This is a genomic window from Elusimicrobiota bacterium (genome assembly GCA_041660185.1).
Classification (GTDB): domain Bacteria; phylum Elusimicrobiota; class Elusimicrobia; order 2-01-FULL-59-12; family 2-01-FULL-59-12; genus JBAZWU01.
In genome coordinates this window covers 148,122-172,567 of sequence record JBAZWU010000003.1, presented here as the reverse complement: position 1 = coordinate 172,567, position 24,446 = coordinate 148,122, and the positions used below count along the sequence as shown (strand labels likewise).

The 24,446-nt window shown below is 57.8% G+C and carries 22 protein-coding genes; 20 read left to right on the top strand and 2 right to left on the bottom strand.

What is annotated here, in order from left to right:
* The 9 genes from WC859_04395 to WC859_04355 all read left to right on the top strand — a co-directional run bounded on the left by WC859_04395 (nucleotide 1) and on the right by WC859_04355 (nucleotide 12,659).
* Entirely contained in the window at nucleotides 1–2,529 is a 2,529-nt protein-coding gene (locus WC859_04395; protein ID MFA5975387.1) for a hypothetical protein, read from the top strand.
* Between the two features lie 53 nt (nucleotides 2,530–2,582).
* Nucleotides 2,583–3,023 carry a hypothetical protein gene (locus tag WC859_04390; protein MFA5975386.1) on the top strand — a complete coding sequence of 147 codons (441 nt, stop codon included), beginning with the start codon at nucleotides 2,583–2,585 and terminating at the stop codon, nucleotides 3,021–3,023.
* Nucleotides 3,020–3,922, top strand: a complete 903-nt coding sequence (locus WC859_04385) for a diacylglycerol kinase family protein (GenBank protein ID MFA5975385.1) — start codon at nucleotides 3,020–3,022, stop codon at nucleotides 3,920–3,922. Before WC859_04390 ends, WC859_04385 begins: the two co-directional genes overlap by 4 nt.
* A gap of 9 nt (nucleotides 3,923–3,931) precedes the next feature.
* Entirely contained in the window at nucleotides 3,932–4,432 is a 501-nt protein-coding gene (locus tag WC859_04380; GenBank protein MFA5975384.1) for a ribonuclease H-like domain-containing protein, read from the top strand.
* Nucleotides 4,429–5,328, top strand: a complete 900-nt coding sequence (gene metF / locus WC859_04375; GenBank protein ID MFA5975383.1) for a methylenetetrahydrofolate reductase [NAD(P)H] — start codon at nucleotides 4,429–4,431, stop codon at nucleotides 5,326–5,328. The genes WC859_04380 and metF overlap by 4 nt, the downstream gene beginning before the upstream one ends.
* 1 nt (nucleotide 5,329) lies before the next feature.
* Nucleotides 5,330–6,214, top strand: coding sequence for a bifunctional methylenetetrahydrofolate dehydrogenase/methenyltetrahydrofolate cyclohydrolase FolD (gene folD / locus WC859_04370; protein ID MFA5975382.1), 885 nt, complete (start codon nucleotides 5,330–5,332; stop codon nucleotides 6,212–6,214).
* A complete protein-coding gene (locus WC859_04365; protein ID MFA5975381.1) occupies nucleotides 6,214–9,675 on the top strand; it encodes a tetratricopeptide repeat protein in 3,462 nt (1,153 codons plus the stop codon). Before folD ends, WC859_04365 begins: the two co-directional genes overlap by 1 nt.
* The gene (locus tag WC859_04360) at nucleotides 9,653–10,393 is read left to right on the top strand and encodes a hypothetical protein (GenBank protein ID MFA5975380.1); all 741 of its coding nucleotides are present in this window, start codon (nucleotides 9,653–9,655) and stop codon (nucleotides 10,391–10,393) included. Before WC859_04365 ends, WC859_04360 begins: the two co-directional genes overlap by 23 nt.
* 136 nt (nucleotides 10,394–10,529) lie before the next feature.
* A complete protein-coding gene (locus WC859_04355) occupies nucleotides 10,530–12,659 on the top strand; it encodes a transketolase C-terminal domain-containing protein (protein ID MFA5975379.1) in 2,130 nt (709 codons plus the stop codon).
* A 135-nt stretch (nucleotides 12,660–12,794) separates the two neighbouring features.
* Here the strand turns inward: WC859_04355 and WC859_04350 are convergent, their stop codons facing one another.
* Nucleotides 12,795–13,313 carry a nucleoside-diphosphate kinase gene (locus WC859_04350; protein ID MFA5975378.1) on the bottom strand — a complete coding sequence of 173 codons (519 nt, stop codon included), beginning with the start codon at nucleotides 13,311–13,313 and terminating at the stop codon, nucleotides 12,795–12,797.
* 49 nt (nucleotides 13,314–13,362) lie between these two features.
* On the opposite strand from WC859_04350, the gene WC859_04345 reads away from it, so the two are divergent.
* The 11 genes from WC859_04345 (at nucleotide 13,363) to WC859_04295 (ending at nucleotide 23,416) form a co-directional block, all read left to right on the top strand.
* Entirely contained in the window at nucleotides 13,363–14,658 is a 1,296-nt protein-coding gene (locus WC859_04345; protein MFA5975377.1) for an HD domain-containing phosphohydrolase, read from the top strand.
* The gene (gene rsmI / locus WC859_04340) at nucleotides 14,651–15,382 is read left to right on the top strand and encodes a 16S rRNA (cytidine(1402)-2'-O)-methyltransferase (protein ID MFA5975376.1); all 732 of its coding nucleotides are present in this window, start codon (nucleotides 14,651–14,653) and stop codon (nucleotides 15,380–15,382) included. Before WC859_04345 ends, rsmI begins: the two co-directional genes overlap by 8 nt.
* 148 nt (nucleotides 15,383–15,530) lie before the next feature.
* A complete protein-coding gene (gene argC / locus WC859_04335; GenBank protein ID MFA5975375.1) occupies nucleotides 15,531–16,571 on the top strand; it encodes an N-acetyl-gamma-glutamyl-phosphate reductase in 1,041 nt (346 codons plus the stop codon).
* Nucleotides 16,568–17,806 (top strand): bifunctional glutamate N-acetyltransferase/amino-acid acetyltransferase ArgJ, encoded by a 1,239-nt coding sequence (gene argJ, locus WC859_04330; protein MFA5975374.1) that lies wholly within the window; start codon nucleotides 16,568–16,570, stop codon nucleotides 17,804–17,806. The genes argC and argJ overlap by 4 nt, the downstream gene beginning before the upstream one ends.
* Entirely contained in the window at nucleotides 17,775–18,473 is a 699-nt protein-coding gene (locus tag WC859_04325) for an L-threonylcarbamoyladenylate synthase (protein MFA5975373.1), read from the top strand. The genes argJ and WC859_04325 overlap by 32 nt, the downstream gene beginning before the upstream one ends.
* 17 nt (nucleotides 18,474–18,490) lie before the next feature.
* Complete coding sequence (gene glyA, locus WC859_04320; GenBank protein ID MFA5975372.1) at nucleotides 18,491–19,744, top strand: serine hydroxymethyltransferase; 1,254 nt, start codon at nucleotides 18,491–18,493, stop codon at nucleotides 19,742–19,744.
* A gap of 40 nt (nucleotides 19,745–19,784) precedes the next feature.
* Entirely contained in the window at nucleotides 19,785–20,831 is a 1,047-nt protein-coding gene (locus tag WC859_04315; GenBank protein ID MFA5975371.1) for an MraY family glycosyltransferase, read from the top strand.
* A 13-nt stretch (nucleotides 20,832–20,844) separates the two neighbouring features.
* The gene (wecB, locus tag WC859_04310; protein ID MFA5975370.1) at nucleotides 20,845–22,044 is read left to right on the top strand and encodes a UDP-N-acetylglucosamine 2-epimerase (non-hydrolyzing); all 1,200 of its coding nucleotides are present in this window, start codon (nucleotides 20,845–20,847) and stop codon (nucleotides 22,042–22,044) included.
* A 27-nt stretch (nucleotides 22,045–22,071) separates the two neighbouring features.
* Nucleotides 22,072–22,569 (top strand): YajQ family cyclic di-GMP-binding protein, encoded by a 498-nt coding sequence (locus WC859_04305; protein MFA5975369.1) that lies wholly within the window; start codon nucleotides 22,072–22,074, stop codon nucleotides 22,567–22,569.
* The gene (locus WC859_04300) at nucleotides 22,566–23,036 is read left to right on the top strand and encodes a ribonuclease HI family protein (GenBank protein ID MFA5975368.1); all 471 of its coding nucleotides are present in this window, start codon (nucleotides 22,566–22,568) and stop codon (nucleotides 23,034–23,036) included. Before WC859_04305 ends, WC859_04300 begins: the two co-directional genes overlap by 4 nt.
* Nucleotides 23,036–23,416, top strand: a complete 381-nt coding sequence (locus tag WC859_04295) for a phage holin family protein (GenBank protein MFA5975367.1) — start codon at nucleotides 23,036–23,038, stop codon at nucleotides 23,414–23,416. Before WC859_04300 ends, WC859_04295 begins: the two co-directional genes overlap by 1 nt.
* Here the strand turns inward: WC859_04295 and WC859_04290 are convergent.
* The gene (locus WC859_04290; protein ID MFA5975366.1) at nucleotides 23,385–24,443 is read right to left on the bottom strand and encodes a radical SAM protein; all 1,059 of its coding nucleotides are present in this window, start codon (nucleotides 24,441–24,443) and stop codon (nucleotides 23,385–23,387) included. The two genes, WC859_04295 and WC859_04290, sit on opposite strands and share 32 nt — an antisense overlap.
* Nucleotides 24,444–24,446: the final 3 nt, after the last annotated feature.

Below are 24,446 nucleotides of genomic sequence, written 5' to 3'. Positions count from 1 at the left end.
ATGTCTGATAACTATCCTGTTCCGCCGCCACCGCCTTCTCGATCGTCGAAGCCCGTGCCGCCGCCTCCTCCTGCCCGATCCTCCGGGGGAGCGCCTCTGCCGCCGATGACGACGCCGGCCGCCACGGCGGGACTATCAACAACCCCTGGCCTGCCGCTGATGGGAATGCCGGGGCTGCAGGCCCCTCCCAAAACCGCGATGCCGCCCGCCATGCCTCCGGGGATGCCGCCGATGGCCGCGCCCTCGGGAATTGAGCAGCGCCTGCAGGAAATGGATCGCCGTTTTCAGGAACAGGAGAATTCCAAGAAAACACTGGAAGACCATGTTAACGAACTCCAGCGGCAGCTCAAAGACGAGCATGAGAAAGTGATTCTCCAATCCCTCAAAGCCAGAGAAGAGGAAGCGCTGGCCGGCAAGGTGGAACAACAACTGCGCGAGATGCAGGAAAAACTTCGCCGGGAAAAATATGAGCAGGAACTCCACGAGTCCCGGAGCAAGGCGGAATCGCAGCTGAAAGAACTGGAGCGGCGGATTGCGGAAGAGCGCGAAACCTGGATGGGCGCGCTCAAAAATCAGCTCAAAGAGCGCGAAACGGTGGAACACGAGGTGGAACAAACCCTGACCCGGCGTCTCCATGATTTTGAGCAGCGCTACCAGGATGAGAAAAATCACTGGGCCCAGGCCCTCCGCCAGAAGGACGAGGAAATGGCGCAGCTCCGGCGGCAGCTGCAGCTGGAGTTGGAAACCATGAAGGGCCATCTAGAGGAGAAAGACGAAGCGATTGAAGAAATAAAAGAATCCTCGCAGGAAGAGCGCCGAGCCCTGGAACAGAAGACCCAAGGCGAAGTCAGGCTCCTGCAGTCGCAGATTGAAAGCCAGATGCGTGAAGCCTCCAGCTGGAAAGCCCAGATTGCTTTGCTTCAAAATCAGCTGCACCAGATGGAAGCGCAGTACCAGGAAGACCGCAACCGGTGGCAGGGCCAGATGGCGGCGCAGAGTGACGAGCTGAAGCGCGAATTTGCCCGGCGGGATCAGGAGCGCGCCCAACACTGGGAGAACGCGATTGCCCAGATCCGGACGGAAAAAGACGGCCTGCGCAACACGCTCCTTCACCGGGAGGAAGAGATCGCCCGGCAGCAGATGGAAATTTCCCAGGCCCGGCGCGACCTGGAAGTGGAACGATCCCACTGGCAGGCGGAAACGGAACGCATCCGGCGCGAAGCCAAGGAAAGCGCCGAACGCGAAATGCCTCTTCTCTACAAAGATCAGATGGAAAGCGAGCTCCGGAAGTGGGAAGACGACTCTCAGCGAACCGTGCGGGATCTCAAAACACAGATCACCCAAGCCCAGGAAGCCAAACAAGCGGCGGAATCCCAACGGGGTTTCGAACAACAGCGCTTGACCCAGGAACTCGCACAGCTGCAGGGGCAGCTCCAACGCGCAGCCGAAGACCGGGGGGCCGCTGAGCGGGACATCACCGGCCTGCAAGCGCAACTTCAGCAGACGGAAGAGGCGCAGAATTCCCTGATCGTCCGGATGGAGGCGAAGGAACGGGAGCTTCAGGAGACCCGGAACACGCTGGACCGGCAGAAAGCGATGTGGGTTGAAGAAATGAAACGGGCGCAGGAGGATCAGCAGCGCACGGAAGAAAGTTCTTCCGACCTGCAGACACAGCTGCAGCAGATGACCGAACAGCATGAGGCGCAGATCGGCAAAATAGCACAGCTGGAACACGATCTGCAGGAAACGCGAAAAACGCTCGACCGGCAGAAGGCGTTCTCGGCTGAAGAAACCAAACGGTCGCAGGGGGAGCGCGAAAGCCAAACCAAGGAATTCCTCCATCGGTTGGCCGAAGCGCAGCTCCGCGAAGCCACGCTCCGGGAGGGCTATGAAAAAGCCACCCAGGCACTCGAAGACAAAACCAACGAAGCCCGCCAAGCGCTGCAGACGCTCACTCCCGTCCAGGAAACGCTCCAGCATCAATCCGCCAGTTTGCTGAAAGCAGGCCGGATGTTGAAAGAATTATTCACCTTTCAGGCGCAAGCCAAGGCAGAGATGGAAGACCTTCGCCGCAACAATGGCCAGCTCCTCGAATTGCAAGTGGAAGTCAAAGCCCGGGAACAGGAGCTCGAGCAGCGGCTGACGATGCTTCAACAGAAGGAAACTGAATGGTCCGAAAAAGAGGACGACTTCAATCAGCAGAGCGCGCAATGGTCCGAGAAAGAAACCGAATGGGCCGCTAAAGAATCCGAGTGGGACCAGATGAAGACGGAATGGGCCGATAAAGGCGGCGCCCTGCTGGAGGAACTGAAATCAAAATTGGCGGAAAAGGAATCCGAGATGGCCGCTTTGTCGAACGAACTTCAACAAGCGAAAACCGTCTCTTCCGATGTGACGATGACGACGGGCGGCCCCCTGTCTCCGCAAACCGTGCAGGCGATAACGGCTATTCGTCAGCAGATGCACGAAATGCAAACCCTGCTTCTTTGGCTGCGTCCGGCCAAGAAGCCGCTGGGGAAAGCCGCCTAAAAACCGATTTCCCTCATAGACTTTGACCGCCGCTCCGATCTACAATAAGAGCCATGAGAATCGTCGCCATGGATGGGGCCCCCCTTCCTTCTTCTACGGTCACTCCCATCGCAGAGGATTTGAACCATCTTCGTGAAACGCTGCAGGATCTTGAATCCCGCGCCGTCAAATGGAACCAGTTTTCCCCGAGTCTGATGACGGACATTAAGCAGTCTCTGGGACCGTCGCTGGAACAACTTGAACAGACCTGGCAGTCCCTGGCACGCGATTGGAACACCCACATCCAGGATTACAACGCCACGCTCCACATGCTCCAGAAAACCCTTCAGGAACGTCAAAAGAAACCCGGCCCGCAGAGCCGATTACGCGCGGGCCGATATCTCCAGTATCCCGTCTCGTCTCATCCGTCGTTCTGGTCCCGCCTCTGGGATTACTTGAATGAACCGGCCATCCAAGCGCCACCGAAATTCAAACGCCCCGAATCGTTTAATTGAAGATTTTCTTTTTATTGAATCCATCCGACCCCCGTCGGCTGGCCAGTCACCAGAAACTGGCCACCCAAATCGCCCGGCGTCATGGATGGGATCACCGGTTTGGGGCCGTCGACCGCCAACACCCCGATACCACGGAACACCTCATCCGCCAGATGATCGAAGACGGATGCTCCCGCTTGGTCGTGCTCGGCGGCGATGGGACCTTGCACCGTGTCCTGAACGAGCTTCAGCGGCTCAATCGTCTCTCTTCCATGGAGATCGCCGTCGTGCCGGGGGGGACCTGCAATGATTTTGCCCGCACGTTAAGACTTCGCCGGAAACGCCCTGCCGCGGCCTTCGAACTGGCCTGCACCGGAAAAACCCGCGCGATGGATCTGGCGTGGGCCAACCACCAGCTGTTTTTCAATAATGCCGGATTTGGCCGGCAACTGGACCTCCCCCCGGCGTCCGCCGGAAATGAGCCTAAAAAAAGGCCCCGCGCCTTGAAAACACTGCGAAGCTTTTGTCCGATTTCACTCCGGGCCCGATGGGACCAGGGGACCGTTATGGGAACTTTTTTCATGGCGCTGGTTTGCAACAATCCCTTTTTCTCGGGCGGCCTATATTTTTCAAAGGCGATTCGCGCCAATGATGGGCTGCTGGATGTCTTTCTGCTCCCCGCGATGCCCAAATGGAAGCTGGTTTCCCTTCTCCTGAAGGGACGGTTGGGGCGGCCCGTTTCCACCCGACAGATGGTCTCCCTGCGCGTCCGCGAGATCGAGTTCGAAGCCCAGAACGATCTGTGGCCGCAAGAAGACGGGGAACCCTGCCGCGGATCCGTCCGTCGGATCCGCTACGCGATCGCATCCGAAAAAGCTATGATCGTTGTTCCGGCCAAATCAAAATCGATCTGTTTTTGAAACTCAAATATGTCTTTTGCCTATCTCGATATCGAAACCGCCTGGGACCGCACCATCACCGTGATTGGTATTTATCGCCGGGAGACAGGAACCACCCAGCTGGTGGCTCCGAGAATTACACGGAAGGCGCTGCAGGAAGCGCTGATCGGGGTCAGTTGCCTGTTCACTTACAATGGGAGCCGCTTTGATCTGCCGGTGATCGAACGGTTTCTGGGACTTGATCTCCGGAAGGTCTGCCGGCATCGGGATCTCATGCACGACTGCCTTCGCGCCAAACTGAAGGGCGGGCTGAAATCCGTCGAACGGCAACTCGGGATACATCGGGATACGGAGGGCGTGGACGGGCTTCAAGCAATGACCCTCTGGGCAACCCATGTACGTCATGAACCGCCCGTTTCGGAGCCGTCCAAAGCGTCCTGCTGTGATGCGCTGGATCTCCTCTTGCGGTACAATCGAGAGGATGTCGAGAACCTTGAAATCGTAACGGAAAAACTGGGGATTCACGCATGAAAATTTCACAGCTTCTGACGGCCGGGCGGCCGCTGTTCTCTTTCGAATTTTTCCCGCCGAAAGATGACCCCTCGGCGGCGGACCTCATGGCCGTGATCCGGGACCTGAAGCAGCTGCAGCCTGATTTCGTCTCCGTCACCTATGGTGCCGGGGGGAGCACGCGCCGCAAAACCCTGGAACTCGTCACCCGGATCAAACGGGACATCGGCATTGAACCGGTCGCGCACCTCACGTGTGTGGGACACTCCAAAACCGAGATCCGGGATATTCTCCAGGAATTTACCGATAACGGGATTGAAAACATCCTGGCCCTGCGCGGGGATCCGCCGCGGGGACAAACGGCTTTTGTGTCCCATCCGGATGGATTCCGGCACGCGAATGAATTGGCTGAAACGGTGGCACGGAAAGGCTTCTGCTTTGGAGTGGCCGGTTACCCGGAAAAACATCCGGAAGCCCCGACCATGGAGGAGGATCTCCGGCACCTGAAAAGAAAAGTCGATACAGGGGCTTCCTTTATTACCACTCAGCTTTTCTTTCACAACACCCGTTATTTCGATTTTGTGTCGAGGGCCCGGGCCATCGGCATTCAGATCCCGATCCTCGCGGGCATTATGCCCATCACCAACTACTCGCAAATCCAGCGCTTCACCCAGCTCTGCGGCGCAACAATGCCAGTCTCACTGACCGAAGAGTTGCAGCCCGTGCAGGAGGATCTGAACGCGGTGAGTCGAATCGGAATTCGCTATGCGGCGCAACAATGCCGGGAGCTTCTTCAAAAGGGCGCCCCGGGCATTCATTTTTACACGTTGAACAAATCCCGCTCGACCCGGGAGATTCTGGGCCATCTGAGAGGGCTGCGCGACCAGGGAACCTCCTCTCTTTTGAGGGATATCTAACATGACGACTCTCCTTCTGGACGGAAAACAAATGGCGGCGACGATCCGGGCCGAGATTAAGGAAGGCGTGGCTCTTTACGTTCGAAGCCACCGCTGCCCGCCAGGGCTGGCGACCATTCTCGTCGGGGATAACCCGGGCTCCCAGACCTACGTGGCCAACAAAATCAAAGCGTGCCAGGACGTCGGCATGACGTCGATCCATGCCCAATTACCGGCCACGGCGACGCCGGAAGAACTCCGGAAGAAAATTCGAGAACTCAATGCGGATTCACGTGTGCACGGGATTCTGCTGCAACTCCCGTTACCGGGGAATGTGGATTCGACCCCTCTTCTGGAAATGATAGACCCCGGGAAAGACGCGGATGGGCTGCATCCCTATAACCTCGGGCAGTTGTTCGAATACAAGAGTTGGACGGACATGGCCTCTGGAAAATCGCCTCTTTCCTGTACACCGCACGGCGTCATCCAGATGCTGTTGCGTTCCAATATCCCGGTGGCCGGACAGCAGGCGGTGGTTTTAGGGCGTTCTAAGCTGGTGGGGAAACCTGTCGCGATGATGTTGCAGGCCCTGGATGCGACCGTAACGATGTGCCACTCCCGTACGCTCAACCTGGAAGCCGTTTGCCGGCAGGCGGATATTCTCGTGGCCGCTATCGGACAACCTCATTTCGTGAAAGCCTCTATGGTCAAAGAAGGCGCGGTGGTCATTGATGTGGGGATCAACCGGGGCCGCTCCGGCAAGCTCTGCGGGGATGTGGACTTTGAAGCGGTTCAGGCCAAAACGTCCGCCATCACCCCCGTGCCGGGAGGGGTGGGCCCCATGACGATCGCGATGCTGCTTCTCAACACGTTGCAATTGGCAAACAAGGTTGGTAAAAAGACATGATGAAATCACGAACATATCTTCTGACCCTTTTTCTTTTCATCCCTTCCCTGACCCGTGGTTTTGACAGCGTTCAACTCAAACAATCCATAACCGCCCCGGCCGGTTTGAAAGCTTTTTCGCCGAAGGCCATCGCCGTCGACAACGTCGGCCGGTTTTGGGTCTGCGACAGCGCCAATCACCAGATTCACGGGTACTCGGCCGCCGGGGAATGGGTGCGGACGCTGGGACGGCAGGGGGTTCTCCCCGGGGAATTTCAGAATCCCCGCGGGGTGGCGGTGGACGCGGAAGGCTTCCTTTATGTGGCGGACGCCGGCAACGCGCGGATCCAGATCTTTACCCCGGAAGGCAAACTGCAAAGCGTCTTCGGACAACGCGGTTCCGACGTTGGCCAGTTCCGATCCCCCTGGCACATCGCGGTCAGCCGCGATGAGGTCATCCTGGTGGCGGACAAAGACGCTTCCCGCGTACAGCTTTTCTCCAAAGACGGCATCTTCTATCACGCTTTTGATGTGGGTGCCCCGATCGACGGCCTGACGGTCGACGTGGCCGGACATCTTTATGTGTCCCATGTCAAAACCAAGGAAGTCGAGCAGTGGTCGAGCGCCGGGCAGCTGCTTCATACCTTTAACAGCCTAGAACCCGGGGTGAAACCTTTTAATAAACCGATGGCTCTGACCACGAACGTCTCCGGCTTGCTGTATGTGGCCGATACCGGCGCTAACCGCGTTCGGGAATTGGATCCAAAAGGCCGCACGATCGGGATGTTTGGCCGGCCGGGATCCGGAGAGGGTCAGTTCCGCGCCATCGAAGGATTGGCCACGGCCAATGATCTTCTTTTTGTCTGCGACAGCAAGAATCGCCGCGTGCTTCTGTTGGCGTTGTCCCGGCAAACATCCCTCCCGGCTTTAACCCCGGTGGCAGCCGCCCGCTTACAGGTCTCCCGGAAACCCAGTTTGCCCATCGACACCGACCGGCTGGCCTGGAACCCGGATGGCGCGCTGCATACGCTCTCTTTTTCCCGCAATGAAATTGTCACCTACGACTTAACTCGCAACACCACCGCTTCCATCAATCTCAAAACGGAGCTGGCGGTAAAAACCCCTTCGGGGTTAACCACGGCTCCGGCCTCCGGGGCGCTCTTTATCAGCGATCGGGGCAACGACCGGGTGATCAAAATCGACCGTCAGGGAAAACTCCTGAAAGAGTTCGGAAAGGAAGAGCTCTCCAATCCGCAGGGACTGGCCTGTTCAACCCAGGGCGTTCTCTTTGTCGCCAATACCGGTAATTCCCGCTTCGATGCCTTTAACCATCAAGGTCTTTTTCAATTCTCAGGGGGGGAAAAAGGATCCGAGCGCAGCCAGATGAAAACCCCGGTCAGCATCGCCTGGGATAAGGACCGTTTGTATGTGGCGGACCCCGGCAATCGCAAGATTGTCGCGTTCAATGCGTCAGGACGGTACCTGTTTGAACTGGGCCTGGCCGGACCGGAAGTGCTGGAGGACCCCCGCCAGGTCGCGGTGGATCGGGAAGGCAACCTTTTTGTGCTCGATGCGGAGCGCGGTCGCCTTCTGGCTTACGACCCCCAGGGGGTTTATCTCGGCGGCTTTGGGAGTCTTGGCAAGGCGGAGGGCTTTTTAAACCATCCCCGCTCCTTCGCCCTGAACGACATCGGCGAACTGTATATCGCCGAAGAGGGCCGTGTTCAGGCTTTTCACATGAGGTTATTACCTCCGGCGCCGGCCGGGTTATCGGCTACGGCCGGTGAAGGCTACGTGTCGCTGAAGTGGGACCCCGTGAAAACCCGTTTTCCGGCCCGCTATATCGTTTATCGCAGCACCCCGCTGGGGGAACCCCAGAAAATCAAAGAAACTGTGGACACGAGCGTGACGGATGATGCCTTGTCCGCTAACACAACCTACACCTATACGATTGCGGCGCAGTCGGTTCAAGGGGCTACGAGCGTCCCGTCCGCTTCCATTGCCGTATCGGCGCGCGCGCTGTCCAGCGGCCCGCGTCTGGAGATTCTCTCGACTCAGATCGAGGATGTTTTCTCCGCTCACTACAAGTACTACAGCCGCGTCCCTCTCGGGACCGTGGTGATCCGCAACAACGGCGAGTCTCCCATGCGAAAAATCAAAGTGAGTTTCGCGATCCAGGGGTATATGGATTATCCTTCGGAAACCGCTATCGCCGAGTTGCGTTCCTTGGAAGAAAAACAGATCCCGCTCCCGGCCACATTCAACAACCGGATCCTGGAGGTCACCGAAACGACCCCCATCCAGGCCCAGGTCAAGGTCACCTACTACAACGGCGATCAGGAGCTTTCAGTCACGCGAAACCTGCCCTTTAAGTTGTATTCACGCAACACGATCCGCTGGGACAAGAAAGACCGTTTCGCGGCTTTTGTCACCCCCAACGATCCCCCGGTGATTGATTTTGCCCGCGCCATCGCCACCTCTTTTGCGGAGGCCCATCGCGGCGCGCCGGTGCCTTCGGCGATCATGACGGCCTGGTCTGTCTTTGAAGGGCTGGGGACTTATGGGATTTCTTATCTGCCTCGGCCCCATAACCCGTACGATCGGGTTTCGCTCGATTCCTCAACCGTCGACTCGATGCAGTTCGCCCGGGAAACGCTGGCCCGCAAGAGTGGCGACTGCTCAGATGTGGTCGCTCTTCTGGCTTCCGCCCTGGAAAGTCTGACGGTCACGACGTGCGCGCTGGATGCCCCCGGGCATTTGTTCCTGATGTTCGATACAGGAGAAAATCAGAAAGAGGCGCTGGGCTTCCCGGAAGGATGGGTAGTCCCCTATGGAGGAACGTACTGGGTGCCGGTTGAGGCGACCATGATCGGTTCGCCGTTCCTCGACGCCTGGAAACAGGGGGCGGAACAGTATCGCCGGTGGTCCCAGCAGGGGAAAGTGACCCCACTGGACATTCATCTGGCCTGGCGCCAGTTCGAGCCGGCCACTCTCCCGGAGATCGCCTCCGGAGTGAAGGCGCCCACGCGGCAAGCGATCGAGGAAAAATTCCTGGCGGACTGGAAATCCTTGATTGATCTTCGCTGGCAGACCAGCCTTTCGGCCGCTAAACAAGCCACAACCGGAACGCCAAACTCCGGCGAACCCTGGCTGCGCCTTGGGTTTCTGGCCACCGAGTTTCGCCACTACCAGGAAGCCAGACAATACTTTCTTAAAGCGCGGGACGATGCCGCGACGGCCGCTTCGTCCTACAACAACCTGGGAAATCTAGCCATGATCCAGGGAGATCTGGTCGCGTCTGAAAATTATTACAAACAGGCGCTGGAAAAAGACGCCGGCGATGCCCAGGTTTCCATCAACTTAGCCCGTCTCTATCTGAAAACCGGTCATCCCAAAAAAGCGAGCACCGCTTTTGAAAAAGCGATGTCTTTGGACCCCGGCCTGCGCGAACAATATCCCGATGTCTCCGTCCTGGCGCCTTAAACTCCTTTTCTTTCTGTTTTTTGGCGCGGCCAGCGTCGTCGCGAAGCCGCCGCCTATGGTGAACGACCTCCCGGCTCCTTTCAATGTTCAAGCGGTCGTCATTAACAAAACGATCACCCTTTCCTGGCAATGGCAATCACCGGAAAGCCTTCCGCAGCTCCGCGATTTTGGTTATGAAGTGCTGAAAAACGATGGAACTTCCTTTCCCGTACCCGCAACGACTTTTTCCGATTTTGATCTGTCCTTCGGGACCTACTCGTACCGGGTCCGTGCCCGTGCCTCCGCCAAGCGGAACGGCAAGAAAACGCTATTGGTCAGTGATTGGTCGGAACCCGCCAACGCCGTCATCCAGGTGGCTTGTCGGCAACCTCCCCGGGTCACCCTGCAGGTGGTCCCCACACAGAAGAGTTACTCGGAAATCCCCGCGTTGCGCATGCATTTAAGCGGGGCCGTTCAGATCCCAGAGGGGTGTTCGCTGACCCACTTGACGTATCACCTTGAAACCGGCGCAGGGATCAACCACAGCGGCCCTTTGACCGCCGACAAGCGCGGACGCTTTGATGAATTTATCGACGCCGTGAGACCGGACGATGAACTGCCCACCGGGGGTGCGGATTTCACGGTGACCGTCACCGCCGAAGATGAAACCGGACCGGCCACCAGCAACGCTTTCACTGTCCACATGGAACTTCAAAACCCTTACGCCCCGAGAAACTGATTGCCTCCCCCCAGCCCCTCTCCCTCAGGAAGAGGGTGGCCGGAGGCCGGGTGAGGCAATTTTCGCCGTTTCGTTGTCACGTCGACTCACCGTTTGATAAAATCAATTGTCTCTAACCTGACTTTCCGGGATTCCCATGACACTTTCGGCCGCTTCGAAAAAACAGACGGTAGATGTGATTGAGATGCTTCGCGTCGAAGCGGAACGTCTCCGCCTGTTGAATTTGAAAGCCCTGAACCGGGCGGGCTCGGGCCATCCGGGAGGAACGCTTTCTCTGGCGGAGGTCATGGCGACTCTCTTTTTTGGAGGGGTTTTGCGCTACGACCCTCAGGACCCGGCCTGGACACACCGCGATCGCCTGGTATTGAGCGAAGGGCACTCGGTTCCCATTCTGTATTCTGCCCTGGTTGAAGCCAACGTCAAAGGCTGGTCGCTGGAAGCCTTAATGGATCTGAGGAAAAACCCGGACGCCATCGCACAGGGGCATGCCACCCGCGGGACTCCTGGCATTGATGTTTCCACCGGCGCCCTGGGCATGGGAGGATCCAAATCCCTGGGTCTGGCGTTGGCGGCCCGGTACAAAGGCCAGGACTATCACACCTTTGCCATTATCGGCGACGGGGAAATGGAAGAAGGCGAAATTTACGAAGCGGCTTCCAACGCCGCGCTGGTCGGGGCCGACAATCTGACTTGGATTCTGAACCGGAACAAGGCCCAGCAAACCGCCGGCATCTGCGACGTCAGCCACATTGATCACGCCCGCTGGTTCGAGTCCATGGGATGGAAGGTTGTTCTTCTCAACGGCGAATCTTCGGAGCCGGCTCAAAATAGAGATTTTATCTCCCAACTGCGCGCGGCCCTCTTACAGGCTAAGAAAGACGCACACCTCGCCGGGCGACCCACCCTTATTCTGATCGACACGATCAAAGGGAAGGGCGTTGATTTCATGGAGTTCCGGGATCATAAACCCGGCGAATACAAATTTCACGGCGTTTCTCCAACGAATGAGCAGCTGGCACGGGCCATTCCCATTATTGAAGCGCGGCTGGGTTCTCCCGACACGCAGGAACTGCCCGCCTTCCTCAAGCAGGGTGCGGTTTCAGCGGAAATCCGGCGGGACGTCGACGAGCGCAATCAGCGCGCCATGGCTGAGCAGCGGCTGAAACACGAGGAGCTTCGTCGAAAAGCCCACGTTGTTTTTCCTTCCTATAAGACAACGGACAAGCCGACGGGGACTCGCGTGGGGTTTGGGGCGGCGTTGGCCTCCCTGGCGGTCCAACACCCCGAGGTGGTCGCGACCTCTCCTGATTTGCAGGACTCGGTCCAGATGTTTGATCTGGAGAAAATGGTTGGACGCCATACCCCGGACAACCCCTTGGGCGCTTACTTCCCGGAAGGGATCTCTGAATCCAATGCCTGCGGCAAATGCGCGGGACTGGGGTACGAAGGGCTGATCCCGTTTATCGGGACCTTTGACAATTTTCTTCTCGAAGGAGCCGATGAATTGCAACATGCCTCGGCCTTCGGCTCCTTCTATGTCGCGGTGGGAACGCACTCCGGCTGCGGCGTAGGTCCGGATGGGAAAAGCCAGATGGGGCTTGGTACTCCGGGGATGATCGATCACTTCTCCGGCGTCGATGGAGAGCTTTTTGAAATGTTTGAACCCTGCGACGCGCAGGAAGCCGCTGAAATCACGCGATTAATCGTTGACCGCTATTTCAAGGAAGGCAACCCGGGCCACCCGATCTATTTACGATGCACCCGGCACAACGTTCCGCACCTGGACCGCAGCGGGTTAACGGATTACCCCCGGAAACTTCTGGAAGGCAGTTATGTAATTCCCTCTTCCGCCGCCGGCAAAAGCGACATTCTCCTGGTCGCGTCCGGAGCCACGGTATCGGAAGCGGTGAAAGCACAAGCTCAGCTGGCCCAGCAGGGAATTAAGGCCACCGTGATCAACGTCGTGAGCCTCAATAAAATTCACCGCCCCAACTCCACTTTTGTGAAAGACTATCTGGAAAACGATGTTCCTCTCTTGACCGTTCACGACGCGGAGCCCAATGCGCTCGGGCATCGCGTGAAAGACGCGGTCAATACCGCCCGTCTCCTCGGCCGCCGGCCGGGGATCGTGATGCGCTGCCTGGGAGCGGATCCCTCGCCGCGTGCCGCCCATATCGGCTCCGGCACCACCGAAGAAAACTACCGCCGCAACCACCTGGACGCGGCCGGCATTGTTGAAACCGTTAAACAAATCCTCAAGAAATAATTGGGCCAAGAGCCTGGGTCCTGACGATCCACATCGTCATTCCCCGCGGTCTTTGGCGGGGAATCCATCATTGTCGTGTGTATTCATAGATCCCCGGCCAGTAACCGCCGGGGATGACGAGTTATGACGCAGTCTTTAGGCCCAGGTTCGTTCCTGGACGTTTTGGCGGGTAATGATCTGGGAAGGGTAAATCTCGACGACCAGCTCATCCGGCTGGAACCACAGTTTGATTTCGCGTTCGGCATCGGCGTCATTCGCGGAAGCGTGGATCACGTTTTCAAAAACACCTTTGGTTGTGATGCGGCCATAGGCCCCTCGAATACTGGTGGAGTCGGCTTCTTCTGGGTTGGTGGCGCCCGCGATGTCGCGAACTTTTTTGATGGCGTCTTCCCCGCGATACACCATGGCCAACACCCGCTGGTAATCCTCCCCGTAGATTTCGCCGCTGATATAGCGCAGCAATTCCGGGAAGAAGGGCTTATCTTTTAAGTGAACGTAATGCGCTTCGGCCAATTCTTTACTGACCCGGGTCACGCGTGCGGCGACGATGGTCAAACGGGTTTCCGCCAGTTTGGTCAGGATGTTTCCAGTGAGCGACTTCTTGAGGCCATCGGGTTTGATCAGGACGAGTGTGTTTTGGATATTTCCGCTCATGGGAATGCACTATACACGAAATTTTCGCGGATTGTCAATTTAAGCTAAAATGACATTCTCCTCAATGTTCTGGCCATGGATTTTATCGACGACATTTCTGGCGGCGTGGCTCTTAAGCCTCTGGCTTCTGCGCCAGGAGCGAAAAAACGTTCAAGACGAACAACACCAGGGACAGGCCAAAAGGGAACGCGTTGAGCGCGAATTGGCTCATCAGCAAGGACTCCTGGATCGATGGGTCGGTTTTTTAAAGCGCCTGCATGAGCATAGCCTTTCGCCTTCCGGACAACTGACGAAGCAGGAACTGGCGGAAAGCGTCCTGGATGCCGTGCGTCTCTTGACCGGCGCCCGGCTCAGTGTTCTTCTGGAAACAACCGCGGACACACAGAACGTTGTTCCCCTGGCTTCCCGGGGCCTGTCTCCACAACAGGTCGCCGCACTTCGGATCCGCTTCGGGGACAACGTGCTGGGCCAGGTGGCAGCCAAGGGGATCCCCGTGATTCGGAACGACGTCTCATTAAACGAGGAGCCGGTCGAAGGATTTTTAAAACCGCCCTATGTCGTGCTCCCGATCCTGATCCCGCTTCGTTTAACGGGAGTGTTGGTCCTGGCGCAGCCGCAACAAACGCTGTTCGATCCGGAGGCGCTGCGACTCGTTGACGCAATGACGCAAGAGGCGGGATTACTTTTTGGATACTTAGGTCTTTTACAAGACGTGTACAACGCCAATGAGGGGATGACATCCGCCTTGGCGCAAGCCTTGTCCGTTCGAGAGGATTACGCGCCGCGTCATTTGAATCGCACGCAGACGCTGATCCGCTCCATGGCGAGGGAACTCCATCTGCCGGAGTTTTGGATTCAGCAAATTGAGCATGGGGCCCTGCTTCACGATGTGGGAAAAATAGGCATTCCGGATGCGATCTTGAAGAAGCCTGGCAAGTTGACACCGGAAGAGTACGATATAATGAAGCACCATTCCAGCATCGGTTACCGGATTCTCGCTCCGATTCCCTTTTTGCGGCCAGCGGCGTCGATCGTCCGCCATCATCAGGAATGGCACAATGGAAAAGGGTACCCCGACGGATTGGCTGGCGAAGAAATCCCCCTCGGCGCCCGTATGGTTTCCATTCTGGACGCCTGGGACGCGATGACGTCGGACCGAGTGCCCCGGAAAGCCCTGATCAAAACGTCTGCCATCACCGAACTGCGGCGACAAGCCGGGACTCAGTTTGATCCGAAACTGGTCGACATTTTTCTGAGGGTCATCGAAGACCTTGAACGAAAAGGCGTGGCCACCACCGAAAACGCAGACGGAGCGGTCCCGGCCGCCCCTGGACCGCATGCCTAGCCACGTGTTGCTTCCGGGTCTCTGTATTGTTCCGACGCCCATCGGGAATCTAGGGGATATCACGCGGCGGGCCATTGAAACCCTGCAGCAGGCGGATCTCATCGCCTGCGAAGACACGCGCCGGACACTCGGCCTTTTGAATTTTCTGGGAATCTCCAAACCGCTCTGGAGCTACCATGCGCACAGCCCGCGCCATAGACCGCGACAGCTTATAGACGCTTTGCAGGCCGGAAAACGCGTGGCGCTGGTCTGTGATGCAGGCACTCCGGGCCTATCCGATCCCGGCACCCATTTGGTGAAAACAGCCATCGAGGCTGGTATCCCGGTTGTTTCATTGCCCGGGCCTTGTGCCGCGATCACAGCCCTGGTGGGGTCCGGATTACCGACTGACCGCTTCTTTTTTATAGGATTTCTCCCGAGGCGCACAGCCCGCGCCAAGCGGGTTTTGGAAAAGGCGTTAGCCAGCGAAGCGACGGTGGTGGTGTATGAATCGCCTTACCGGACCGCAGAAACCGTGCGGCTCATCGCCGAACTGGCGGGGCCGGGAACACCGCTCGTCATCGCGCGGGAACTGAGCAAAGTTCACGAGGAATTTATCCGGGGCCGCGCTCAAGATATTGTCGCGGCGTTGGAAGCTCAACCGCCGATCGGAGAAGTCGTCATTCTCGTGAACGCAGGGGATGTAGGGGCGGACCGCTGTCCCGTCCCCGATGTAACTCAATAGTCGGGACGGCCCCGACAATTGAGAACGTCAACAGGAGGGCGGGGTTGTCCGCCCGATGAAAATATTAACGAATGAGAGGAACCTGAGGGTCCTGTTCATGCAGGGACGGGCGCACAGCTGTGCGCCCCTACAAGACCCAATACCATTTATGATCCGCGTATCTATTGTTGGTGCAACTGGTTATACGGGCGCAGAACTATTGCGCTATCTCATACGTCATCCTCGCGTCAGATTAGCGCATCTCACATCGGAGAGCTTCTCCGGAAAACCGGTTCAGGAGATCCACAAATTTCTGAAAGACCGGTGCTCGCTCGTCCTGAAAAAATTGAACACGGGCACTGTGGCGAAGGCCTCCGATGTGGTTTTTTTGGGACTCCCTCATGGAGCCGCGGCCAAAACCGCGGCGGCGCTGCTGGAAAACGGCGCGCGGGTCATTGATCTTTCGGCAGACTTCCGGCTGGAAGAATCCGCTCTTTACTCCCGGTGGTACGGAACCCACCCGGTTCCCAAACTCTTGAAAGAAGCGGTTTACGGGCTTCCGGAACGCTACCGGGATAAGATCCGGCGGGCGCGGCTTGTCGCCAATCCGGGTTGTTATGCCACAACGTCCATTTTGGCCGGGCTACCGCTGGCCGCCAATGGATTGTTGGGGAAAGGCCCCGTGATTGTTGACGCCAAAAGCGGCATTTCCGGCGCCGGCAAAAAAGTGGACCCCTTGTTTCAATATTGCGAAGCCAACGAGTCTATGCAGGCGTACGGCCTGAAAGGGCATCGCCACCATCCGGAGATTTACCAGGAATGGGGGAAAGCCGCGGCCGAAGCCAAAAAAGGACGAGCGCTCAAGAATGATTTCATTTTTGTGCCGCATCTGGCGCCGATGAACCGCGGCATCCTGGCCACTCTTTACGCGCCTCTGGCGAAAAAGACGACCGCTGAAGCGCTGCGGGATGTTTACGCGGCGTACTACCAGAACGAACCGTTCATCTCCATTCTGGACGCTTTTGTGTCCCCGGAAACCAAATCCGTGGCGTACACCAACTCCTGCCACCTAGGGGTTTCCGTTGATCCGTCCGGGAAACATGCCATCGTTGTGGCCGCGCTCGATAATCTCGTAAAAGGGGCCAGCGGTCAGGCGATTCAAAACATGAATCTCATGTTCGGGCTCGACGAAACCACGGGACTCCTATGAACACGTTGCCTAAAGGTTATCGTGCCGCCGGGTTACCGCGGCATGACCGCCCCAGGCCCAGCCGGCACGGACTGGCGATTTTCTATTCGGAACATCCCGCGGCCGCGGCCGCGTGTTTCACGACCAACATCGTAAAATCCGCTCATATCACGGTGGACCAGAAAAACTTGCGGCGCGGCCGGGCGCAGGCAATTCTAGTGAACTCGGGATGCGCGAACTGCTGCACGGGCCCGCGCGGCATCCGGGACGCGGAGAAAACCATCGGCTGGGCAGCGGACGCACTCGGGATCACGTCCCGCGACGTGCTGACCGCTTCAACCGGTGTCATCGGCGACTTCATGCCCATGGACCTGCTCTCCGAAGAAATCCCCATGATTGCCAAGAAGCTTCTCGGGGCGGACGGCCTGCAGGCCCAATCCTTTCACAAGGCCGCACAAGCCATCATGACAACCGATACGAAAATTAAAATGGCTCACGCGGCCTTTACCGCCGGCGGCCGGGAAGTGCGGCTTTGGGGTTGCGCCAAAGGAGCCGGGATGATCCATCCCGCCATGACGCGCACCGGCTTGCCCAAATCGCTGAAAGGCAAACACGCGACCATGCTGGCTTTTCTCTTAACGGATCTGGAAACCAAACCAGCGGATTTAACAGCCCTGCTGGAACCCGCGGTCGAGAAAAGTTTCAATCGCGTGACGGTGGATGGCGATACCTCGACAAATGACAGTGCGTTTCTTCTCGCCAATGGATGCTCCAAGGTTTCGCTGGCATCGCCTGGCGTGAAAACCCAATTTCAGGCGGCTCTCAACCAGCTGTGCATGGATCTGGCCAAACAAATGGCCAAAGACGGAGAAGGCGCGAGTAAATTTCTTGAAATCCGGGTGGAAGGGGCCCGCACCGAAGCCGAAGCCCAGCAGATGGCCATGACCGTCGCGACCTCCCCGCTGGTGAAAACCGCTGCCTACGGAGAAGATTCGAACTGGGGGCGCATCCTGGCCGCGATGGGGCGTTCCGGGGTCCGCTTTGATCCCGCTCAAGCGGAAATCGGCTTTGGGCCGCTGTGTGTGTTTCGACAGGGTGCGCCGACCGCGGTATCCGCAGAAGCCGCCCGCGAGCCCCTGCGCGCCAAGGAAGTCACGATCTTCATCCGTCTCCATCAGGGCAAAGCCCAGGGAGTGTACTGGACCTGTGACTTCACGGGTCAGTATGTCGACATTAACGCGCGCTATCGTTCATAAGCCCCGGCGGCTCCGTCTTCTCACGGGACGATGGCCGGCCCACACCTTGTCGGAACTCGTAGCGGATCTGCGCGCCGGAGCCCTGGCCATTTTCCCAACGGAAACGGTTTACGGAATCGGCACGAGCATCTTCGCCCCTCAGGGGATCCGGCGGATTTATCAGCTGAAGGGGCGTCACGAGCGCAAACCGTTGGCGATATTGACCCACTCGCTGGAAGCCGCGCGTCCGATGGTGGATTACATCCCGCCGGAGGCTCTGCGGCTGGCGAAGCGGTTCTGCCCCGGGCCTTTGACGATGATCTTTAAAGCTTCTCCTCTGGGACGATTGGCCATGGGAGGATTGCCCACGATTGGCGTGCGAATCCCGGATCATCCGCTCGTTTTGGCGCTCCTGAAGCGGATGGAAGTCCCATTGGCCACGACCAGCGTCAACCGTTCCGGAAAAGCACCGGCCACCTCCGGATCATCTGCCGCCAGGATTTTGGGCCGGCACGTCGACTGGCTGATTGATGGGGGCCGGTGCCGCGTCCGGCGTGCGTCTTCGGTGATCGACCTCTCCGGCTATCCCTTCACCGTGATCCGCGAAGGGGCGATTCCGAAGAAAACCCTGGAAAAGGTCCTCCTCCGTTCGGTGGGTCGCGAAGTGATTACGAGCAATGTAGAATAGAAAGGAAAGGATGCATCGTGAAAAGCATTTTAAAGAAAAAGGACCCGGCCGTTTATAAAGCCATTCTGGGCGAGACCCAGCGCCAAGCCTGGACGCTCGAGCTGATCGCCTCTGAAAACATGGTGTCCGAAGCCGTGCTGGAGGCCCAGGGAAGCGTGCTGACCAATAAATACGCCGAGGGCTATCCGGGAAAGCGTTATTACGGAGGCTGCGAGATGGTGGATATCGCGGAGCGCCTGGCCATTGAACGCGCGCAAAAGCTTTTCGGCGCTGAACATGTCAACGTGCAGCCGCACTCCGGCAGTTCGGCGAATCTCGCTGTTTACCTGTCTGTTCTCCAGATCGGCGACACGATTATGGGGCTGAATCTGGCCCACGGCGGGCACCTCACGCACGGCCACCCCCTCAATTTTTCCGGCAAATACTATAAAGTGATCGGCTTTAACGTCCGGCAGGACACCGAACAGATCGATTACGATGAAGCGGAACGGCTGGCCGTCGAGAATAAACCCAAGCTGATCTGCATCGGCGCTTCGGCTTACGCCCGCGTCTTCGACTGGAAACGCTTCCGGCAGATCTGCGACAAGGTGGGCGCCATCATGATGTGTGATATCGCACACTATGCTGGGCTGATCGTGGCCGGGCTTTATCCTTCACCGGTCCCTGTCTCTGATTTTGTGACCACGACCACCCATAAAACCTTGCGTGGGCCGCGCGGCGGGATGATCCTGTGCAAAAACACCTACGCCCCGGCGCTCGACAAGTTGATCTTCCCCGGTGCTCAGGGCGGGCCGTTGATGCATGTTATCGCCGCCAAAGCGGTGTCCTTCGGAGAAGCCCTGAAACCAGGCTTCAAGACGTATCAACGGCAAATTCTTTTCAATGCCCGGGAACTGGCCAAACAGTTAACCGCGCGCGGCTTCCGGATTGTTTCCGGAGGCACAGACTGCCACATGTTCCTGCTGGACCTGCGCCCCAAAGGGGTCACCGGCAAAGAGGCCGAAGAAACGCTCGACAAAGCCGGCATTACCGTCAACAAGAATGCGATTCCTTTCGACCCCGAAAAACCGTTCATCGCCAGCGGCATCCGCATCGGGACCCCGGCGGTGACGACCCGCGGCCTGAAAGAAAAAGACATGGCCAGCATCGCGAAATGGATTGACCGGGCGATCGCCAACCGCCAGAATCCGAAGGAATTGGAGACGATCCGGAAGGAAGTCAAAACACTCTGTCTGAAGCATCCGATGTACGCGGAACGGTTGCGTTCATGATCCCTGACCGGGCGCACAGCGGTGCGCCCCTACAAATCTAATGGGAACAATTTACCTGACCGTTTTTATCGTCGCTTGCGCCACGAGCGCCATGGCCACGCCGCTGTCCATCTGGCTGGCGAAGCGCTACGGGGTGATGGACCAGCCGGATCCGCGCAAAGTCCATAGCTCTCCCATCCCCCGGTGGGGCGGCTTGGCGATTTATCTGGGGATTCTAGTTGGCCTGTTCAGTACCTATCTGGGCTTCCCCCGTTTCCGCGCGCTGCTCGCTTTCCGGCATTCGCTTTACGACCAAGGGCGGCTGATCGAAATCGTCTGCCTGAACAAACAGTTCGCGGGGATCCTCGTCGGACTGACGATTGTTGTTGCTCTCGGCATGATGGATGACCGCAAGCCGGTCCTGCCGGTCTACAAGCTGCTTTCACAGATCATCGCTTCCCTGGTCGTGTTGAACTATGGCGTTCAGATCTCCGGCTTGCGCTTGCCGTTTTTGGACTATTTTCAATTCCCGATTTTTCTCTCCCAGGTCATCACGGTCTTCTGGATCATCGGCTTTATGAATGCGGTTAATCTGGCGGATGGCCTCGATGGATTGGCGGCGGGGCTGGCGGCCATCGCCTCGGCCACCTTCCTGGCGGTGGCCATCATCCAGGGGAATACGGATACCGTCTTCATCGCCAAACAGCTCAAACTCGCGGCGGTGCTGTCGGCGGCGCTCGCGGGAAGCTGCCTGGGTTTTCTGCCGCATAATTTCAGCCCGGCCAAGGTGTTCATGGGGGACGGCGGGGCGCTGGGAATCGGCTTTCTGCTGGGGGCCATCACCGTGATCGGCACGCTGAAAACCACCGCGGTTTTGTCCGTCATGATTCCCATCATCGTGGTGGCGCTGCCGGTGCTGGATGTCGGCCTGGCCATGATCCGGCGTTATAAGAAGAAATCCCGGATCATGGAGCCCGACCGGGAGCACCTTCACCACAAGCTGATGGCCAAAGGCTGGACCGCCCGGGAAGTGGTGCTGTTGGTGTATGTGGTCACCATGATTTTGTCCGTCGCGGCGATTTTTATCGCCATCGTTCCGATCCGTTAGCCAGGGAGCCTGTATGTCCGCACCTTTAAAAGTGATCTGCGTCTTCGGGACCCGGCCGGAAGCCATCAAGATGGCTCCGGTCGTGCAGGCCTTGCGCAAATGTCCCGATGATTTCAAAACCATCGTGGCCGTTACCGCGCAGCACCGGAGCATGCTGGACCAGGTGCTGGATCTTTTCCATATCGCCTCTGACTACGATCTCAACGTCATGCAGCAGAACCAGAGCCTGGATTACATCGTGACGGAAGTCATCGCCCAGCTGGGCCCCATCCTGGACAAGGAAAAGCCGGATCTGATCCTCGTCCACGGCGATACTGTGACCACCTTCGCGGCGGCGTTGACGGCCTTTTACCATAAAATCCCCACGGGACACGTGGAAGCGGGCCTGCGTTCTTATGACATGGAAAATCCTTTTCCTGAAGAATCGAGCCGGGTCCTGGCGGACCACCTCTGCGCGCTGCACTTTGCGCCCACGCACCGGGCCAAAGAAAACCTGCTCCGGGAAAACATCTGTCCTGAGGGACTTTTTGTGACGGGGAACACCGTGACGGATGCGCTTTCCATCGCCATCCAAGAGCCGCACCAATGGACGGACCCCACGCTGAAGAATCTTTTTGCTACGGGGAAAAAAGCTGCCGATTCATCAACCTCCCGCTTGATTCTCGTAACCGCGCACCGGCGCGAGAATCACGGCCAGCCCCTGGAAAATGTTTTCCGCGCCCTGCGCCGTGTGGTAGACCATCACCCGGACGTTTCGATCATTTATCCCGTTCATCTCAACCCCAATGTTCAAAAACCGGCTCGCGAAATTCTGGGGGGCCACAACCGGATTCATCTGATTCCACCAGTCGATTACCTGGATCTTGTGAACCTCATGAAGGCGTCTACTCTGGTGGTGACGGACTCCGGCGGTATTCAGGAAGAAGCTCCCGCGCTGGGGAAACCGGTTCTGGTTCTGCGCAAAGTGACGGAACGGCCGGAGGCCGCCGAAGCAGGGACCGCCAAAGTGATCGGGGTGGACGAATCGGATGTTTTCCGCGATGTGTCCGGCCTCTTGTCGGACCCGCGCGCCTATGCGCGCATGGCCAACGCGGTGAATCCCTACGGAGACGGCCAGGCGTCTCCCCGCATACTGGAAGCGATCCGGTTTTATTTCAAAAAAGGGGCCGAGCGACCGGCCGAATTTCTCGGCGACCGGAAACCGCGCGGATGAGCGCGTTAAGAACAGGGGGGTAGACTTATGCCGCAGGATTTTTCATTCGATGTCGTCTCCAAGCTGGATCTGCAGGAAGTTGAAAATGCCGTCCACCAGGCCAACAAGGAAATCCAGACCCGTTTTGATTTCAAGGGAAGCGTTTCCCGGATTGATTGGGATAAAAAAGAGGGAAAACTGACGCTTTGTTCCGACGATGAACACAAGTTGAAAAGCGTTGTGGATGTCCTTCAGAGCAAACTAGCCAAGCGCGGCGTGTCGCTGAAGGCGCTTGAGTTCCAGCCGACCGAGCCGGCGGAAGGCGGCACGGTGCGGCAGGGGGTCAAACTCACGCAAGGGATTGCCTCGGAAAAGGCCAAAGAGATTGTTCGCGTCATCAAGGACAGCAAGATCAAGGCACAGGCCAGTATCCAGGGCGATCAGCTGCGCGTCACCAGCAAGTCAAAAGACGACCTTCAATCGGTGATCACACTTTTGCGCGGCCAGGACTTTGGCCTTCCGCTCCAGTTCACGAATTACCGGTGACTACTCTTCTGCATACGTACTCGGATGGAGGGGCCCGGGGCAACCCGGGGCCGGCCGCCATCGGAGTGGTTCTCTGTGACGATCAGGACCGGGTCTTGGAAGAGACCGCCCGCTGCATCGGTGAAGCCACAAACAACCAGGCGGAGTATCGCGCGATGCTGGCCGCGCTTGAAACCGCCAAGAAACACAGGGCAAAACGGGTGATCTGTTATGGGGACAGCGAACTGATCATTTTTCAGCTGCAGGGGGTTTATCGCATCAAGGATTTAACGCTGAAAAGCCTGGCAGAAAAAGTAAAATCCGTGGCAGCAGGGTTCGAGTCTGTCACGTTCCGGCAGGTGCCGCGCGAACATCCTCTCATTTCGCGGGCCGACCGGCTACTGAACCAGGCACTCGACCGCGCGCGTGTTCAGGCGTCGATTCGTCAACCCAAAGCTCCTGAACCAGGCCAACAGGAACTCTTGTAATGAAAGTTTTCTTACTTCGCTGGCTCAGCAGCACGGTGGCGTTTATCGTGACCGTCAAGTTGCTGCCGGGGATTTGGGTAACCAACTGGCATGCCTACTGGCTGGGGGCGCTCGTGCTGGGGTTGTTGAACGCGTTCGTCCGTCCGGTTCTCCTGTTTCTCACCCTTCCTTTGAACATCCTCACGCTCGGCCTTTTTACGATCCTGTTGAATGCGGCAATCTTCTTCAGCCTGGGTTATATCATCCCGCCAATCATGATCAAGAATTACACCTGGGCGATCCTGGGCTCGCTCCTTTTTTCAGCCTTCAGCACACTTCTCAGCTGGCTTTTTCAGGAACGCCCTGAAATCAAAGCCCGTTTCCACCTCTGGCGTTACTAGAACTGGGTTCGTAAACACAGTACGGCTCTTCCGACTGAAAATCGCCGGTGGCAAAGAACCCCCGGGCGCGGCAGCCGCCGCAAATGACCTTGAACTCGCACGCCCCGCAGCGTCCGGTCAGGCGGTCCGGATCCCGCAACGCCGACAGCACGGCGGAATCGGTCCAAATCTCAGGGAAGGAGCTCTTCTTCACATTCCCGGCTTCCACCGGCAAATAGCCGCAGGGAAACACCTCCCCTTTATGGGAGACAAAACACATGTGAAGACCGGCCAGACAGCCTTTTCGCTCGTTGGCCGTCTCCGGCGGAAACGAATCGTTTGAAAGCTGGCGCTCGACGCGGTAATAATGCGGCGCGCAGATCGCCCTCAAAGGAAGAGCCCCCTGGTGATTCGTTTCATTCACCCAGCGCAGCCACGCTTCCACTTCCTGTGCATTCAGCATCTGTGCGTCTGCGATCTGGGCACCACATCCGACCGGAACCAGCAAAAACAGATAAAGAGCGGTGGCTCCCTGGCGCTTGGCTAACGTGACCACCGAGGGAAGCTCGCTCACATTTTTGCGCGTAACCGTGAAATTAATCTGAACTTTAATCCCGGCCTTCTGTAAAAAAACCATCCCGGTGAGAGCTTTTTCAAACGCTCCTGTCCCCCGGAAATAGTCGTGCATCCCGGGGGTTGCTCCATCCAAAGAAATAGAGGCGTAATAAATTCCGGTTTGGTGAAGGCGTTCGGCCAGCGGAGCGGTGACCAACGTGCCGTTGGTGGCCAGGGCGATGGGTAAACCTTGTTCGTTCGCATAGGCCGCGAGTTCAAAGAAATCGTTCCGGACGAGCGGCTCCCCGCCGGAAAAGATGAACACCGGGCGGCCGACCTGTCGGATGTTATGAATGAGATTTTTCGCTTCCCGGGTGGAAAGCTCTTCAGGAGAAGGATGGTCCAACGCGTCCAGGCGCCGACAATGGATGCAGCGCAGGTTACAGCTGGCGGTTGTCTCCCAGTAAACGCGTTTCAGGGGAGACCGGAACACTCG